Genomic DNA, 15,999 nt, shown 5'->3' with positions numbered 1-15,999 from the left:
ACCCTATCATCGCCCTCGCAGAGCGCCTACTACCAATGCCCTTGGATAAAACCCAAAGCTTTTATAAAACCTTGGTCCAGTTAGCATTCATCAAAATGTCATCTACACTCACTAATGTTCAGTGCACCCACAAATCTTAAAAACGCATTGTGCCACCTGGCTCTCGCCAGGCCCAAAAGGAGCTTACATGTCTCGTTTTATGTTACGCGCGTTATCTGCCGGTATTGCCGCGGCCACTCTGAGTGTTTCTGCCCACGCCGCTACCGAGATCACCTGGTGGCACTCCATGGGCGGCGAGCTGGGCGAGCGCTTGAGCGCGCTTGCCGAAGACTTCAACGCCACCCAGGATGAGTACCGTGTCACGCCTTCCTACCGGGGCGAATACGAACAAACCATGGTGAACACCATTGCTGCCTTCCGCGCAGGCGAGCAGCCCCACATCGTACAAATTTACGAAGTGGGCACCGGCACCATGATGGCCGCCCAGGGCGCTATCTATCCGGTGTTTGAGCTGATGGAAGAGCACGGCAACACCTTTGATCCGGCTGATTATCTGCCCGTGGTAACCGGTTACTACACCGACACCAACGGCAACATGCTCTCCATGCCGTTCAACTCGTCCACACCGATTCTTTACTACAACAAAACCATTTTTGAAGCGGCTGGCCTCGACCCTGAATCACCGCCTACTACGTGGGCTGAGATGGGTGAGATGGGTCAGCAAATCGTCGATGAAGGCGCGGCCTCTTGCGGTTTCACCATGGCCTATGCGGCTAACTGGGTCGGCCTTGAGAACTTCTCAGCACTGCACAATCAATCCATCGGCACCCAGGAAAACGGCTTCGGCGGTCTGGACACCGAGTTTGCCTTTAACGGCGACGTACAGGCGCGCTTTTGGGATCAGTTGAAAGAGTGGTCGGATAGCGGCGTCTACAGCTACGCAGGCCCAGCAAACGGCCCGGACGCGGCACCCTCGTTCTATTCCAGCGACTGCGCGATGTACATGAACTCGTCAGCATCACGCGCCGATGTGTTGGCTAACTCCGACTTCGACGTAGGTTTTGGCATGCTGCCCTACTACGACGACGTAGACGGCGCACCGCAAAACTCGATCATCGGCGGCGCGACTCTGTGGGTGCTTTCTGGCCACGAAGACGACGAGTACACCGGCGTTGCTGAATTCCTTGAGTACCTCTCCTTGCCTGAGATTCAGGCCGAGTGGCACCAGGGCACCGGCTACCTGCCGATTACCACCGCCGCTTATGAGCTGAGCCAAGAGCAGGGTTACTACGACGAAAACCCAGGTGCGGATATCGCCATCGAGCAGATCAACTTAAACGAGCCGACAGAGAACTCCAAAGGCCTGCGCTTTGGCAACTACCCCCAAGTGCGCATGGTTCTGGACGAAGAGTTCCAGGCCGTACTAGCCGGCGACAAGAGCGGTCAGCAAGCGCTGGATGATGCGGCAAGCCGCGGCAACCAGATCCTGCGCGACTTTGAGGCAGCCAATAACTAAGCACTTCGCATTACTTGTCAACAAACCCCGGCTTTTATAGCCGGGGTTTGTTATAGGAGCCATCCCATACGCCCAAGTCACCGGGGCCTATGGGATGGCTTACTTCCTGGCAGCTGAGCACAGCAGCCAGCCGCACCAACGCCCGTACGACAGGATGTGTCATGCAGACCAAACGTTCCACCTATCAAAACCGGTGGCTCCCTTTCTTACTGTTAGCGCCGCAGTTGGCGATTACGCTGGTGTTTTTTATCTGGCCGGCAAGCCAGGCGGTTAAATCGAGCTTCGAGCGCACCGATGCATTCGGCTTTAAAACAACGTTTGTCGGTCTGGAGAACTATGCACGCGTTCTGGCCGACCCCAGCTACCTGAACGCGCTGGGGCGCACCGCGATTTTTTCCGTCTCGGTGACGGTGCTTTCCATGAGCCTGGCGCTTTTACTGGCCGTTTGCGTCAACCGTGTGCTGAAGAGCGCCAAGTTCTACACCACGCTTCTGGTATGGCCCTACGCCGTCGCCCCAGTGGTAGCAGGTGTATTATGGTGGTTTCTGTTCAACCCCACCATCGGCCTCCTGCCGCATCTGCTCGACTGGTTCGGTATCAGCTGGAATCACCGCGTTTCGGGCTCTCAAGCAATGATTTTGATCACCATTGCCGCCGCTTGGAAGCAGATCTCCTATAACTTCCTGTTTTTCCTGGCAGGGCTGCAATCTGTGCCGCAGTCACTCATGGAGGCAGCGGCCATTGATGGTGCGGGCCCCTTCAAGCGCTTCTGGACCATCGTGCTCCCGCTTCTATCGCCCACCACCTTCTTCCTGCTGATCATCAACATCAACTACGTGATGTTCGACACCTTCGGGGTGATCGATGCCACCACCGCTGGCGGGCCTGGCCAAGCCACCATGACATTGGTCTACAAGGTCTACACCGATGGCGTAGCGGGGCTGAATATAGGCTCCTCATCCGCCCAGTCGGTCATGCTGATGGGCATCGTGATTATCTTGACGTTTATCCAGTTCCGATACGTGGAACGCCGGGTCAACTACTAGTGCGTTAAGGAAGTAAACATGGTTGAAAACAGACCCTTTCTAAATATTCTGACCCACCTGGTGCTCATTGCAGGCGTATTGGTCGTGGCGTTCCCGGTATACGTGGCCTTTATCGCCTCGACCCACGAATCCAGCGCCTTCGTGCGTGGGGTGTTGCCGCTGCTTCCCGGCGACAACATGTTTGCATCCTACCGGCAGATGCTCAGTTCCGGTTGGCAGGTAGGCGGCACGCCGCCGGTCTGGCTGATGCTGGGTAACTCGCTGATCATGGCGCTGACAATCGCGATCGGCAAGATCGCCATTTCGATTCTTTCCGCTTTTGCGATTGTCTATTTCCGCTTTCCGTTTCGCATGCTGGCGTTCTGGATCATTTTTATCACGCTGATGCTGCCGGTCGAAGTGCGCATCATCCCCACCTACGCCGTTGTGGCAGATCTCGGCATGCTGAACTCCTATGCGGGCTTAACCCTGCCACTGATTGCCTCTGCTACTGCGACCTTCCTGTTCCGCCAGTTCTTCATGACCGTGCCGGAAGAGCTGATGGAGGCCAGCCGAGTGGATGGCGCCGGGCCGATGAAGTTCTTCAAGGACATACTGCTGCCGGTATCGATCACCAATATCGCCGCTCTCTTCGTGATCATGTTTATTTACGGCTGGGTGCAGTACCTGTGGCCACTGCTGGTCACCACCGACGAAGACTTCTACACCATCGTGCTGGGCATCAAGCGCCTGATGGCCTCGTCCGACCGCGTACCCGCCTGGAACCTCATTATGGCGACCGTCACGCTTGCCATGCTGCCGCCGGTATTAGTGGTGCTGTTTATGCAAAAACTGTTTGTGAAAGGCCTGACCGAGACGGAGAAATAAGATGGCCAGTATTACCTTGGAAGGGCTTAGAAAGACCTACGCTGGCGATGTTCAGGCAGTGAAAGGCGTCGATCTTGCGATTGAAGACGGTGAGTTTGTGGTGCTGGTAGGGCCTTCGGGCTGCGGTAAATCCACGCTGTTACGTATGGTAGCCGGGCTTGAAACGATTACCGACGGCACGCTCAAGATTGGTGATCGGGTGGTCAACAGTCTCGAACCCGCCGAGCGCGATATCGCCATGGTATTCCAAAACTACGCGCTCTATCCGCACATGACGGTGTACAACAACCTCGCTTACGGGTTGAAAAACCGCGGCTTTAAAAAACCCGAGATCGAAGAGCGGGTACGTAAAGCGGCCAAAATGCTTGAAATCGAAGAGTATCTGGAGCGCAAGCCGCGCAAGCTCTCCGGCGGTCAGCGCCAGCGCGTCGCCATGGGCCGGGCATTGGTGCGCGAGCCCGCGGCCTTCTTGTTCGACGAACCGCTCTCTAACCTGGATGCCAAGCTGCGTGTGCAGATGCGGGTGGAGATCAAGCAGCTTCAGCGGCGCTTGAAGACTACCAGCCTCTACGTAACCCACGACCAGTTAGAAGCGATGACGCTGGGCGACCGTCTGGTGGTGCTTAGCGCTGGCAAAATCGAGCAGGTGGGCACGCCCATGGAGATCTACGCGCGCCCTGCGTCGATGTTCGTGGCAGGGTTTATCGGCTCGCCTGCGATGAACATGGTGCCGCTTGAGTACCTGCAAACGCGCGGCACCCATGACCTGCTAAACGATCTTCCCGCCGAGACCGACACAGTCGGCATTCGCCCGGACGATATGCGCCTATCGCCACCCGATACACCGCACCTCGTGGTCGACTCCACGCTTGAGCTTTTTGAAGCCGCCGGCGCCGAAAGCCACCTTTACGTGCGGCTCGCCGACAGCGACCAGCCCACTGTGATTCGGGTGAGTGGCCAGCCGCCGGTCAACGAAGGCGAAACGCTACGCTTCTATGTCACCCGCGAAGCGCTGCACCCGTTTAACAGTGTAACCGGCCAGCGCGCGGGGGATTGACTCGCCTTTTACGAAAACAACAGCCAGTAGAAAAAGAGCAAGTAAAAAGGGGCGCTATAGGCTAGGTTTGAGAAAGCATTATTGACTATTATCCACTTTGGCGCCCCTATAGATGCGAATGGGTCTTCTACCATGCGTCCTAAACCCTCCTTACTCGATGCCCTTTACCGTACTCATGCCAGACGTGTTCAGGCCACCCTGATCCGTCTGCTGGGAGACTTCGAGCTTGCCGAGGAAGCCATGCAAGATGCCTTTGTCGCCGCAGCTCAACAGTGGCCTGCCAAAGGCGCCCCCGATAACCCTCAGGCGTGGCTGATCCGCACCGGCTATTACTGCGGAATCGATCAAATTCGTCGACGCAGTACAGCACGCCGCCGGGCACATTTGCTATTACCGATGGAAGAAACCTGGGAATTCGACGATGTCGCTATCGCGGATGACTCACTGCGGCTGCTGTTTACCTGCTGCCACCCAAGCTTAAGCATAGAAGCACGCCTTGCGCTAACACTACGTGAGATGTGTGGGCTAACCACTGAGCAAGTCGCCCGTGCCCTACTGATGAAACCTTCAACCGTGGCACAGCGCATCGTACGGGCAAAACGCAAGATTCGCGATGCACATATTCCCTATGCGGTACCTGCGCCGGAGGCATTGCCCGAGCGTTTGCCGGACGTCCTCCAGATTATTTACCTGGTTTTCAATGAAGGTTATTCAAGCAGTAGCGGCACAATGGTGGTCGATATCAGCCTGACCCGCGAGGCGCTACGTCTTGGCGAGGAACTGGCAGCGTTGCTACCCCAGGGTGAAGTGTTTGGGCTACTGGCACTCATGCTGCTTACTAACGCCCGCCGAGATGCCCGCCAGGATCAACAAGGCGGCCTGGTCACACTGGAAGCGCAAAACAGGCACCTATGGCACCAGAAGGAAATTCACACAGGTATTGAGTGGCTCGAACAGGCACTCGCCCTTACCCCTGTTGGTTTTTATACCCTTCAAGCCTCTATTGCCGCCGTACACGCCCAAACCCATGACTCTGGGCAAACTGACTGGGCACGGGTTGTCAGGCTGTATGACGCTTTATGTCGCCATTATCCATCGCCTGTCCTGACCTTGAATCGCGCGGTGGCCGTTGCCATGCATGATTCTCCAGCAACCGGATTGAGACTGCTTGATGAGCTATCTCATCATCCTCAACTCTCTCGCTACTATTTATTGTATGCGGCACAGGCGGATTTGCTACGTCGACAGGGCAACAATGACGCAGCGCGCGATGCTTACCAAAAGGCCCTGACATTAACCACTCAGGATCCAGAAAAACGCTTTTTGCTCGACAGATTGACCGAACTTTAAGCATCGTTATAAAAACATCGCTATAAAAACCTTGTTATAAAAAAATAATCTGCAGGCCTGTCGATTTGCGAACACGCCAGACGTCTAGAGAGTATCCACCACAATAAAAGAGACTCTCAATGAAATTCATGCTGATACGGCGTGCCGATGCGGCCACCGAAAATGGCGTTATGCCATCCCAGGAAATGCTTGCCGCCATGGCTGATTACAACGAGCGCATGATGCAGGCAGGTGTACTCGTAAGCGGCAACGGCTTACATCCAACAAGCGATGGCTGCCTGATCCAGTTCAATAACGGCACTCCCACTATCCTCCCCGGCCCTCTGGCTCCTGCCAGTGAGCGTATCGCTGGTTATAGCGTGCTGGAGACACCTTCACTTGACGTCGCTTTGGAGTGGGCACAACAGTGGCCAACGCTGGATGCCGACGGCAACGTACTCCTTGAGCTAAGGCGCTACTTTACACTTGAGGAGTTTGAGCCCGGCGCAGGCCTGGATAAGCATCACGACCATGCTCGCGTACCGGATGCCATGAATGTGTATGTCGCCTTTCCTGGCACCTGCCGGGAAGCCATGCAGTTCTATGCCGACGTGCTCGGCGGCCACATAGAGTGCTTGCTGACTTACGCAGAAACCCCAGCGGCGGAACATGCGCCCCCTTCACTGCATGACCGCATCATCCACGCCTCGCTGAACCTACGCGGTCGTCGCTTGATGGGCGCCGACATGGCGCTTGAACAGCACATGCCACCACAAGGCGTGCAGATTCAGCTGGAGTATCAGGAGATCGAGCAAGCCTCCCGAACCTTTGCACGACTTTCCGAAGGCGGAGAGGTGATCATGCCTTTTGAACCAACATTCTGGTCTGCAGGGTTTGGCATGGCCACTGACCGCTTTGGCGTGCAGTGGATGATCAATGTGTCGGCGGATAGTTGCCTTTCTACTGAAGGAGAAACGCCATGAAATATGCGGCATTAGTGTACTACCAGGAACAACTTATTAGTGCCATGAGCGACCAGGCGTGGCATGACCTTAATCAGGAGTGCATCGCGGGGGTAGAGCGACTGAGCGCTCAAGGAAGTTACCTGGCCGGTGAAGCGCTGCAACCAATAGACACTGCTACCACGGTGCGTGTACGCAATGGCGAGACAGTGATTACCGACGGCCCGTTTGCGGAAACCAAAGAACAGCTGGCCGGTTTTTACCTGCTCGAAGCGCGTGATTTAAACGAGGCACTACAGCTAGCCAGCCGCATCCCACCCGCGAGACTCGGCAGCATTGAAGTACGCCCCATTCGAGAACTCCCGCCCAAAGCCCAGACTGGAGAAGCATCATGAGCACCACCACTCAACGCTATATTGATGGTTTCGTCGCGGCCGTGCCCACGGCTAATAAAGAAATATTCATCGAGCACGCCCGTGTTGCTGCCGAAGTTTTCAAAGAGCATGGCGCGCTGCGGGTAGTCGAGTGCTGGGGCGAGGATGTCCCCGAAGGGGAAATCACCTCTTACTCCATGGCTGTTCAGCGCAAGGATAATGAAACCATTATCTTCTCGTGGATCGAATGGCCATCCCGCGCCGTGCATGATGAGGCGATGCCCAAGGTCATGAAGGACCCACGCTTACAGCCGGATATCAATCCCATGCCGTTTGATGGCAAGCGGGCGATATTCGGTAGTTTTGCCACGCTTATCGATGAGTGACCAAGCTTCTGCGTGGCTTTCATGACTCTGAATAAGGGCCGCCTCTACGTAACGTCCGGACGGCCCGTCATCCGCGTTTAATGCTGGCGAGCCTGGTCCGTGATGCGCCCTTCAACCTGATAAACCACTTCGCCAACAGCCACCATATAGTCACGCAGCATTTCCCAGTCGGTATTGCCAACAATGGTGCTGCGCTCATCATCATAGGCGGCTTCTAGCGCCGTATGGCTGTCGCCACCGGCAGCGGTGAAGTGGTTGGTGGCGATGGTGTAGGTACTTTCAGGGTCTACCGGCTGTAACGTGCCATTGTGCGTCACCTTCAAGCTTACAACGCGCTCACCAACGGGTTGGCGGCTGTCATATACCAACTCGGTACCGTTCGACACCTGCAGAAAACCGCCGCTTTCATCCGGGGCATTTGCCAGTCCGATCTCGAACGTTTCCAAAAGCTCCGCGCCCGTCACACTCACCAGCGCCAGGCGATTGCCAAACGGCTGCACGGCAACCAGCTCACCCACACTCACATCACCTAGGGCAATGGGCTCACGAATACCGCCGCTATTTTGAATAGCCAGCACGGTTTCCAGGTTCACCCGGCGGGCAGCAGCAAGCTGACCATCGGCAATCAGATTGCCCAGCGCCGTTTCATCGGCACGCACGCTCTGTTCATCACCCTTGCCGTGGCGGGGGTTAGGCAGGGCTGAAACCACCCGAGCGCCCACCAGCGTATCGCGTACTTCTTCAATTTTCGCGGTGTACGGCGCCAAGAGGGCGGCAGCTTCGGCGTCTGGCTCGCGCTCGGCAGTGGCAAGCAGCTCCCCGTTAGCCTCCAGTACGTTGCCATTATCATCGAACGTTACCTGCATGACGCCCAGGTGCTGACCGTACTCGCCTGCCTGACCAATCACGGTGGGCGCTATCGGCTCGCCCCGGTCGTTTTCGGTTAGCATAACAGGGGCTTGCAAGTGAGTATGGCTGTGCCCGCCGATGATCACGTCCACCCCCTCCACGTGCTGGGCAAGTAACAGGTCGTTGCCCATACTCGGGTCGCTGTCGTAACCCAGGTGAGTAAGCGCGACGATCTTGTTGACCCCTTGGGCTTCAAACGTTTCCACCATCGCCTCAGCGGCCGCCCTATAGTCGTCAATAGCTACCTTACCAAGGCTGGAGACGGTCTCGCTGCCTTGCGTGCTTAGCCCGAAGATGCCGATTCGCTCGCCACCTTGCTCTACCACAATGCCATCGTAAAGGTGGCCAGGCTTAGGCTTATGTTCGGGCTCGGCACCGATCGAATCACCGAGTAGCTCGGCAAACTCCGGCGAGGTAGAGAAATCCAGATTCGCGCCCACAATAGGAAAGTCTGCGGCAGCAAAGAAAGCCGCAAGAGCCTGATGGCCCTCTTCCGGATCGCCCAGGTCGAACTCATGGTTACCGGGCACGAAAGCGTCATAGCCCATCAAATTCATGAACTCAACGGCGTCCTGCCCTTGGTATTCGGTGAAATAGAGCGTACCCGAAAAGATATCCCCAGCGTCCAGCAGCAAGCCATAGCCGAATTGCTCGCGCGCCTCGTCCAGCGTGGTGATGAGCTGAGGGTAGTGGTCGGTACGTCCGTGCAGGTCATTGGTATGAAAAATGGTCAGCGTATAGGGCGCAGCATACGCCGAGGTAGTCAGCAGCCCCGCCGCTATCCCTAGCGCAATACTGTGAGGAATAAGACGCATCAGTATGGTTCCTTTTATATAAGCGTTATAGCAAAACGATAGCGTGCCCTAAAAGCCTGACAAATTGGTGACGGTCCTTATGCATGTCATTTCAGCGCACTCATTTACCTTAGCTTAAGTGATACAAAAATAGCCTTTTACCTCATTTCACTCACGGCAACAGGCAGACTAAATAGCCCTCACTGTTCCAACCACCATGTCATGAGATAGAGACAAGACCGTCATCTTCGCTACACCAAAGTGTCATCAACAGCTGCCACTCTATGGAGCCATCACTCCATGCTAGGCAAGCTACAGCTGCGTCGCCTCTGATATCTCCTCTCTTGGGAAGCTCACAATGCACAAGTCACTCCTCGCGCTTGCACTCTCCACCGCCGCAACGCTGGCAACAACCGCCACCACCTATGCCAATGAAGATTTAAGCGGCATTTGCCCTAACCCACTGCGCATGGCCGATACGGGTATTGAAGGCATGGGGCCACTGGCAGAAGCGTTTGGCCCCTTCGCTGAGGCGTTTGAGGAAACGACCGGACTTGAGCTTAAGATGTTTAGCCTAAGCAACCGTACAGCGGCAGGCACAGCGCTTCAATATGACGATGTGGACCTGGTATTTGCCGGTCCTTCGGAATTCGTGCTGTTCGATCGCGAAAGCGATATTGAAATTCTGTTCGCCATCGAGCGCCCACACTATGGCAGCAGCTTCTATGTGCCCGCCGATAGCGATATCGAATCTCTTGAAGATTTAGCAGGCAATCGCGTAGCGCTGAAGGATGTTGGCTCTACCAGTGGACATATTTTCCCAAGCCAAATGCTGGTGGATGCCGGGCTGGATATTAACCGGGACCTGGAAATCATCATGGCTGGCGACGCGCGTATTGCTGCCTTGGTCAATGGCGATGTTGATGCCATGGGCGGCGGCAATCGCGACATTGATGAGATTCAGGCCATGGATCCTAACGGCGAATACCGTGTTATCGCCACTAGCGATGTGCTGCCTGGCGATCCGGTGGTTATGCGGGGCTCTTTAGATGATGCCTGTAAAACAGCACTGCGTGACACGCTAAATGCCAATGCCGATATGCTGTGGAGTGCTCTGATTGCCACAGAGCGCAACGAAGGCAAATTCTTAAACCGAGACTCATCACTGGGCTTTGACCGCACCAATGAAGATTACGACGTAGTCCGTCAAGCGTACGAAGCCGCGGGCATTCCCCTTTAACGGTTAGTTACTCAACATGCACAAGGACGTGCCGTTTAAAGGTTTCAACATGATGGCCTATAACCTCCCCCTCCTGGCAGTAACGCAGGAGGTTTTTGTATGAATGCGATCACGATTACCGACTTGCATAAATACTACGCAAAGCTTCATGTACTACGCGGCTTAAATCTCAGCGTTCGCCAAGGCGAATGCGTTATTTTGCTGGGCGCCAATGGATGCGGCAAATCGACGTTGATGCGCTGTCTCAATGGTTTGGCACCTCACGACCAAGGCAGTATCCACATCCTTGGCGAGCCGCTAACGCGCCTGTCGACAGCCCAAATGCGCAGGCTGCGCCAGAAAATAGGCGTTGTGTTCCAGCAGTTCAATCTGGTTCAAAACGTGAGTGTTTTTCAAAACGTTTTATACGGTGCACTTGGCCAGCAGCGTTTAGGACTTCTCACCAGCCTTGCCTGTTTCGCCAGTGATGAGCTGCGCGAACGGGCGATGGCGGCGCTTGAGCGAGTAGGGTTGGCGCATAAAGCACAGGCTGAGTGTCGGGCACTTTCAGGCGGCCAACAGCAGCGCGTGGCCATCGCCAGAACACTTATGCAGGATGCCGAAATTATTATTGCAGATGAGCCTATTGCCAGCCTTGACCCTAAAGCCGGCCGTGAAATCATGGACTTATTGCTGGATGTCGTGACAGAGCGAGGCATGACGGTGCTCTGCACGCTGCATCAGCTAGAGCTCGCCCAGCAATACGGCGACCGTATTGTAGGGATGAAAGCAGGAAGAATTGTCCTAGACTCGCTACGCCAACAGGTCGAATTAGACGATATGCAGCAACTGTATCAAGGCGAGACCCGTGTCGATCAACCACTGCTTTCGACCCCTACTCGTTTAACGCCCGTTACCCACTAACTGCCGAGAGCAGCCCATGCCTACTAATCGTCCGCTTGCGACGGCGTTGCCGCCCCGATTTAAGCGACCGTCACTGTTTACCTGGGGTATTGCCCTGGCGTTTTTAGCCCTGTTTATTCAAGGGGCTATGGCGACCAATGTCACGCTTGAGCGCTTGCTGCGCGGAATCGTGAATCTGAGCCATTTTTTGGGTCGCGCCTTCCCCCCCGATCTCAGCAATCTGGATGTATTGGCATGGTCGATGTTTGAAACGCTAAACATTGCCATTGTGGGCGTGACCATTGGGGTAATACTTAGCCTACCGTTTGCCTTGCTGTCGGCACGTAATACCACCCCCGCCTCCTGGGTTCGCACCCTAACGCGGTTTATTGTTTCGACGATGCGCACCATTCCGGACCTGATTTGGGCGCTCATTTTCGTGGTGGCCGTTGGCTTGGGCCCCATGGCCGGCGTGTTGGCGATCATCATGGACACCATTGGTTTTGCAGCGCGCTTTTTCTCGGAGCGTATCGAAGAAGTCCACCCGGGGCCTTCTGAAGCGCTTAGCGCTACCGGTGCGGGTAAGCTTTCAGTGATCGGCGGCGCAATTTTGCCGGAGACGTTGGCCTCCATGACCGCGACTAGCCTATATAGCGTCGAAAAGGCCCTGCGCTCAGCAGTTACGTTAGGCCTGGTCGGGGCTGGCGGCATCGGTGTTGAGTTAGCTGCTGCCATGCGGCTTTTCAATTTTGATCGCGCACTGACTATTATTCTATTCATTCTGGTGGTCGTAATTGCCTTTGAACAATTGTCCTCACAAATCCGGAAACGAGTGATTTAGCGAACAATCAAATATAAGCGCTTACTTATCTAAAATCGCCGTTGGCTGTCACTATAAATGCGCTAATACAGAAGGCCGCGGCGTCTCCGGAATACTCATTCAAATTCCCCTTTCACGCTTTAACTTAAGTTCAATCCCGAGCCGCCCGCTTTTACAACCCTCCCCCCTTGACTACCTTTTGACCAATACATCTGCGCATTAAAGAGGACTGATACCAGGATAAAAACAAGGGATCCATGGAGGAATGCCCACATGAACCGACCGTGCACGATTACGTTTGATGATAAAACATTAACCGGCAACGCCGATGAACCGCTAATCGACTTTCTAAAAGCCCAAGGCATTAACTTACCCAGCGTCTGCTATCACCCTTCCTTGGGGCCTATCGAAACCTGCGATACGTGCTGGGTTAATGTTAACGGCGAGATAAAACGAGGCTGTACGCTGCGTACCGAAGAGGGTCTTAACGTTTCCAGCCAAGACAGAGAGGCCGAAGCCGCTCGCCATGAAGGAATGGATCGCTTGTTAGCCAAGCACGAGCTTTACTGCACCGTGTGCGAGAACAACAATGGCGACTGCACGGTGCACAATGCGCTGGTAGAAATGCAGATACCCATCCAGCGCTACGAATTCACGCCCAAGCCTCATGAAAAAGATACTTCTAGCCCTTTCTATACCTACGATCCGGACCAGTGCATTCTGTGCGGCCAATGCGTGGAAGCGTGCCAAAACGTCGAAGTTAATGAGACGCTGAGCATCGACTTTTCCAGCGAAGACCCGCGCGTACTCTGGGATGGTGGCGAAAAGATCAACGACTCAAGCTGCGTACATTGCGGCCACTGTGTAACGGTTTGTCCGTGTAATGCGCTGCAGGAAAACAGCATGTACGGCCAGACAGGCCCGCTGACCGCACTGCCCTGGTTGCTTAAGCGGCCGATGATTGAAATAGTCAAGGAAGTCGAAAACACCACCAGCGCCATACCCATCACCGGTGTTTCAGAACTGGATGCCGCTTTGCGCGAGCCGGGCATCAAACGTACAAAAACGGTATGCACCTACTGCGGTGTAGGCTGCGCGTTTGAGATGTGGACCCGTGATCGCAACATTCTTAAGGTTCAGCCCACGCCAGATGCCCCGGCTAACGGTATCTCAACCTGCATCAAGGGCAAATTTGCCTGGGACTTTGTAAACAGTGAAAAACGCCTCTCGACACCGCTGATTCGGGAAAAGGGTCAGTTCCGTGAAGCCAGTTGGGACGAAGCGCTGGATCTGGTGGCGAGCCAACTGATGAGCGTGCGCGACACCCACGGCCCACAGAGCGTGGGCTTTATTGGTTCCAGTAAAGCCAGCAACGAAGAGGCCTACCTAACGCAGAAAATTGCCCGGCTGATCATTGGCACCAACAGCGTGGATAACTCATCCCGCTACTGCCAAAACCCGGCGACTAAAGGGCTTTTCCGCACCGTGGGTTACGGTGGCGACGCCGGTACCATCAAGGACATAGAGCAGGCTGAAGTAGTGGTGCTGGTAGGCAGCAATACCGCCGAAAACCACCCAGTGATTGCCTCGCGCATCAAGTCCTCACAGAAGCTGCACGGCCAAAAGCTGGTGGTGTTCGACCCGCGCCAACATGAAATGGCCGAGCGGGCGAATCTTTTCATGCGCCCCAATGTCAGCACCGATTTAATCTGGGCGTCGGCGCTATCACGCTATATGTTCGATAACGACCTGGCCGACCATGAATTCCTCGGGCGCTGGGTCAATAACGTCGATGAGTATCGTGAATCGCTGGCGCCGTTTACGCTTGATTTTGCGGAACAGAAAACCGGCATTCCCAAACAGCAATTGATTGAGGCCGCTGAATTAATCGGCCGGGCAAAACGTGTCTGCCTGCTATGGGCCATGGGAATTACTCAACATAGCCACGGTTCGGATACCAGCACCGCGCTTTCCAACTTGCTGCTGGTCACTGGTAACTACGGCAAGCCAGGTACCGGCGGTTATCCCATGCGCGGCCATAATAACGTGCAAGGCGCCAGCGACTTTGGTTGCTTGCGCAACATGTACCCAGGCTATGAAAAGGTCACCGACGAAGATGCCCGTAAGCGGTGGGCCAAAGGTTGGGGCGTTAAGCCTGAACAGCTCTCCAGTGAAATCGGTTATGGCAACTTCCTGATGGTGCAAGCCGCCGCCGAGGACAAGCTTAAAGCCATGTACATTATTGGCGAGGAAACGGCCTTCTCCGACTCCAATACCCATAACGTCCATTCCGCATTTGAAAGCCTCGACTTTATGGTCGTGCAGGACATGTTTTTAAGCCGTACCGCTGAGTTTGCCGATGTCGTGCTGCCCGCCTGCCCCAGCGTCGAGAAAGACGGCTCCTTTGTTAATACCGAGCGGCGTATTCAGCGCTTCTACCAAGTGCTTGACCCACTGGGCGATAGCCGCCCGGATTGGCGTATTTTAACGGACCTTGCCGCGCAAATGGGCCACGACTGGGGCTATAACCACCCCTCCGAGATCATGGCAGAGTGCGCATCTATATCCCCCATGTTCGCGGGGGTCAGCTACGAGCGCCTGGAAGGCTGGAAGTCGTTGCTCTGGCCGGTTGCCGAGGACGGCACCGATACGCCACTGCTGTATACCGATGGATTTCCGACGGAGGATGGCAAAGCTAGCCTGTTTCCGCTGGAGTGGAAAGAGCCTTCAGAGGCCTCGGATAAAGAGTACGGCCTAATGTTGAACAACGGTCGTCTGTTGGAACAGTTTCAGGGAACCAATCAGACTGGCCGCTCGCCGGGTATTTGTGACCAGGTAGCCCATGGGTTTGTTGAAGTTAGCCCCGAGCTTGCCGCCGAGCGCGGGATCGAAGACGGCACATGGGTCAAGATAGCTTCACGTCGGGATAGCATTGAGTTTCCAGCTATCGTCACCGAGCGTGCCGCAGGAAAAACTCTTTTTATGCCCATTCACTTCGGCAAACTGGGGGTTAACTCGCTGACCGGCGAACATAACGACCCCGATGTGCAAACACCTGCCTATAAGGAAGTTGCCGTAAAGCTTGAAGTGCTCGACAAACACACCGCCCTCCCGCTCCCCAGTAACAACTACCGCTACGGCCACCGTACGCCCAATAAGGGCGTTGCGGTCGAGGTCAAATGGGCAAAGGATGACTACCAGCTTCCGCCTGCCCAGCAAACCAATCCGAGGAAAATGTGATGGCCGAACGAATTTCCTACGACGTGCCGCCGCCTACTATCGGCCCGGATGCTCAGGAGGAACTTGATAGGCTGGTGCAAACGCTCCATGAGCACGGTCTGCTGCGGTTTGCCAATGACATGGTTGCCTCTAATCATGAGCTAATGCGTATTGCGGTAGACGGGTTAAATAAACCCGGCTCGCTTAACACTATTCAGAACTTATCGGTCATCGTGATGACGCTTTCAACGCTACCACCAGATCGGTTTTACCAAGTGATGTTTGCGCTTAAAGAGGGAATTGAGCAGGTTGGCAACCATCGCCATGAGGACAAGGCCAAGCACAAGGAGCAAGCACGAAGCCAGGACAAAGAGAAAGAAGAAAAAGACAGCGCCCCCGGCATCACCGGGGTGTATCACATGCTCAAAGATGACGAGCTGTGGTATGCCCTTAAACCGATTCTGGCAGGCCTGCGGGCTTTTTCCGAGCGGCTGGACCAGCCCATAGATAAACCGGTGACGGATTTCACCAGCAAGCCTACCGAAGGGCCTTAAACATATTGCTTAAGGCTGTGTATGGTTATTAACGGTGGCGTGAG

General features: G+C 55.1%; 14 protein-coding genes. 13 read left to right on the top strand and 1 reads right to left on the bottom strand.

The features are described 5' to 3' along the window. Window positions 1-187: 187 nt before the first annotated feature. From ugpB to ACT3T6_RS04585, 8 genes are all read left to right on the top strand, one after another. Window positions 188-1,516: a sn-glycerol-3-phosphate ABC transporter substrate-binding protein UgpB gene (gene ugpB, locus ACT3T6_RS04620; RefSeq protein ID WP_193053611.1), complete on the top strand. Its 1,329-nt coding sequence runs from the start codon at window positions 188-190 to the stop codon at window positions 1,514-1,516. 161 nt (window positions 1,517-1,677) lie between these two features. Then, window positions 1,678-2,562 carry a sn-glycerol-3-phosphate ABC transporter permease UgpA gene (gene ugpA / locus ACT3T6_RS04615; protein ID WP_193053612.1) on the top strand — a complete coding sequence of 295 codons (885 nt, stop codon included), beginning with the start codon at window positions 1,678-1,680 and terminating at the stop codon, window positions 2,560-2,562. Window positions 2,563-2,580: 18 nt separating this feature from the next. Next, a complete protein-coding gene (gene ugpE, locus ACT3T6_RS04610) occupies window positions 2,581-3,429 on the top strand; it encodes a sn-glycerol-3-phosphate ABC transporter permease UgpE (RefSeq protein WP_193053613.1) in 849 nt (282 codons plus the stop codon). 1 nt (window position 3,430) lies between these two features. After that, window positions 3,431-4,486, top strand: coding sequence for a sn-glycerol-3-phosphate import ATP-binding protein UgpC (locus ACT3T6_RS04605; RefSeq protein WP_193053614.1), 1,056 nt, complete (start codon window positions 3,431-3,433; stop codon window positions 4,484-4,486). 132 nt (window positions 4,487-4,618) lie between these two features. Further along, on the top strand, window positions 4,619-5,836 hold the full coding sequence (locus ACT3T6_RS04600; protein ID WP_193053615.1) for an RNA polymerase sigma factor: 1,218 nt from the start codon (window positions 4,619-4,621) through the stop codon (window positions 5,834-5,836). Window positions 5,837-5,955: 119 nt separating this feature from the next. Next, a complete protein-coding gene (locus ACT3T6_RS04595) occupies window positions 5,956-6,798 on the top strand; it encodes a VOC family protein (protein WP_172117668.1) in 843 nt (280 codons plus the stop codon). Next, a complete protein-coding gene (locus ACT3T6_RS04590) occupies window positions 6,795-7,172 on the top strand; it encodes a YciI family protein (RefSeq protein ID WP_172117669.1) in 378 nt (125 codons plus the stop codon). Before ACT3T6_RS04595 ends, ACT3T6_RS04590 begins: the two co-directional genes overlap by 4 nt. Next, window positions 7,169-7,537 carry a DUF1428 domain-containing protein gene (locus ACT3T6_RS04585; protein WP_193053616.1) on the top strand — a complete coding sequence of 123 codons (369 nt, stop codon included), beginning with the start codon at window positions 7,169-7,171 and terminating at the stop codon, window positions 7,535-7,537. The genes ACT3T6_RS04590 and ACT3T6_RS04585 overlap by 4 nt, the downstream gene beginning before the upstream one ends. A 77-nt stretch (window positions 7,538-7,614) precedes the next feature. Here ACT3T6_RS04585 and ACT3T6_RS04580 read toward each other — a convergent pair whose 3' ends face one another. Further along, the gene (locus ACT3T6_RS04580) at window positions 7,615-9,261 is read right to left on the bottom strand and encodes a bifunctional metallophosphatase/5'-nucleotidase (RefSeq protein WP_193053617.1); all 1,647 of its coding nucleotides are present in this window, start codon (window positions 9,259-9,261) and stop codon (window positions 7,615-7,617) included. Between the two features lie 337 nt (window positions 9,262-9,598). Here ACT3T6_RS04580 and phnD point away from each other — a divergent pair, with 337 nt between their 5' ends. From phnD to ACT3T6_RS04555, 5 genes are all read left to right on the top strand, one after another. Further along, the gene (gene phnD, locus ACT3T6_RS04575) at window positions 9,599-10,480 is read left to right on the top strand and encodes a phosphate/phosphite/phosphonate ABC transporter substrate-binding protein (protein ID WP_193053618.1); all 882 of its coding nucleotides are present in this window, start codon (window positions 9,599-9,601) and stop codon (window positions 10,478-10,480) included. 99 nt (window positions 10,481-10,579) lie between these two features. Further along, window positions 10,580-11,383, top strand: coding sequence for a phosphonate ABC transporter ATP-binding protein (phnC, locus tag ACT3T6_RS04570; RefSeq protein WP_193053619.1), 804 nt, complete (start codon window positions 10,580-10,582; stop codon window positions 11,381-11,383). A gap of 16 nt (window positions 11,384-11,399) precedes the next feature. Next, window positions 11,400-12,203 carry a phosphonate ABC transporter, permease protein PhnE gene (phnE, locus tag ACT3T6_RS04565; RefSeq protein ID WP_193053620.1) on the top strand — a complete coding sequence of 268 codons (804 nt, stop codon included), beginning with the start codon at window positions 11,400-11,402 and terminating at the stop codon, window positions 12,201-12,203. 252 nt (window positions 12,204-12,455) lie between these two features. After that, window positions 12,456-15,422: a formate dehydrogenase subunit alpha gene (gene fdhF / locus ACT3T6_RS04560; protein WP_193053621.1), complete on the top strand. Its 2,967-nt coding sequence runs from the start codon at window positions 12,456-12,458 to the stop codon at window positions 15,420-15,422. Continuing rightward, entirely contained in the window at window positions 15,422-15,955 is a 534-nt protein-coding gene (locus ACT3T6_RS04555; protein ID WP_193053622.1) for a DUF1641 domain-containing protein, read from the top strand. The genes fdhF and ACT3T6_RS04555 overlap by 1 nt, the downstream gene beginning before the upstream one ends. Window positions 15,956-15,999: the final 44 nt, after the last annotated feature.

This window comes from Halomonas sp. 72, assembly GCF_052379785.1.
Lineage (GTDB): Bacteria > Pseudomonadota > Gammaproteobacteria > Pseudomonadales > Halomonadaceae > Vreelandella > Vreelandella citrativorans.
The sequence above is the reverse complement of the archived record's forward strand: the minus strand, read 5'-3'. Positions and strand labels throughout refer to the sequence as shown.

What these genes read in the sequence shown, in the direction of transcription:
- ugpB (WP_193053611.1), top strand. Translation starts at nt 188, where the DNA reads ATGTCTCGTTTTATGTTACGCGCGTTATCTGCCGGTATTGCCGCGGCC.
- ugpA (WP_193053612.1), top strand. Translation starts at nt 1,678, where the DNA reads ATGCAGACCAAACGTTCCACCTATCAAAACCGGTGGCTCCCTTTCTTA.
- ugpE (WP_193053613.1), top strand. Translation starts at nt 2,581, where the DNA reads ATGGTTGAAAACAGACCCTTTCTAAATATTCTGACCCACCTGGTGCTC.
- ACT3T6_RS04605 (WP_193053614.1), top strand. Translation starts at nt 3,431, where the DNA reads ATGGCCAGTATTACCTTGGAAGGGCTTAGAAAGACCTACGCTGGCGAT.
- ACT3T6_RS04600 (WP_193053615.1), top strand. Translation starts at nt 4,619, where the DNA reads ATGCGTCCTAAACCCTCCTTACTCGATGCCCTTTACCGTACTCATGCC.
- ACT3T6_RS04595 (WP_172117668.1), top strand. Translation starts at nt 5,956, where the DNA reads ATGAAATTCATGCTGATACGGCGTGCCGATGCGGCCACCGAAAATGGC.
- ACT3T6_RS04590 (WP_172117669.1), top strand. Translation starts at nt 6,795, where the DNA reads ATGAAATATGCGGCATTAGTGTACTACCAGGAACAACTTATTAGTGCC.
- ACT3T6_RS04585 (WP_193053616.1), top strand. Translation starts at nt 7,169, where the DNA reads ATGAGCACCACCACTCAACGCTATATTGATGGTTTCGTCGCGGCCGTG.
- ACT3T6_RS04580 (WP_193053617.1), bottom strand. Translation starts at nt 9,261, where the DNA reads ATGCGTCTTATTCCTCACAGTATTGCGCTAGGGATAGCGGCGGGGCTG.
- phnD (WP_193053618.1), top strand. Translation starts at nt 9,599, where the DNA reads ATGCACAAGTCACTCCTCGCGCTTGCACTCTCCACCGCCGCAACGCTG.
- phnC (WP_193053619.1), top strand. Translation starts at nt 10,580, where the DNA reads ATGAATGCGATCACGATTACCGACTTGCATAAATACTACGCAAAGCTT.
- phnE (WP_193053620.1), top strand. Translation starts at nt 11,400, where the DNA reads ATGCCTACTAATCGTCCGCTTGCGACGGCGTTGCCGCCCCGATTTAAG.
- fdhF (WP_193053621.1), top strand. Translation starts at nt 12,456, where the DNA reads ATGAACCGACCGTGCACGATTACGTTTGATGATAAAACATTAACCGGC.
- ACT3T6_RS04555 (WP_193053622.1), top strand. Translation starts at nt 15,422, where the DNA reads ATGGCCGAACGAATTTCCTACGACGTGCCGCCGCCTACTATCGGCCCG.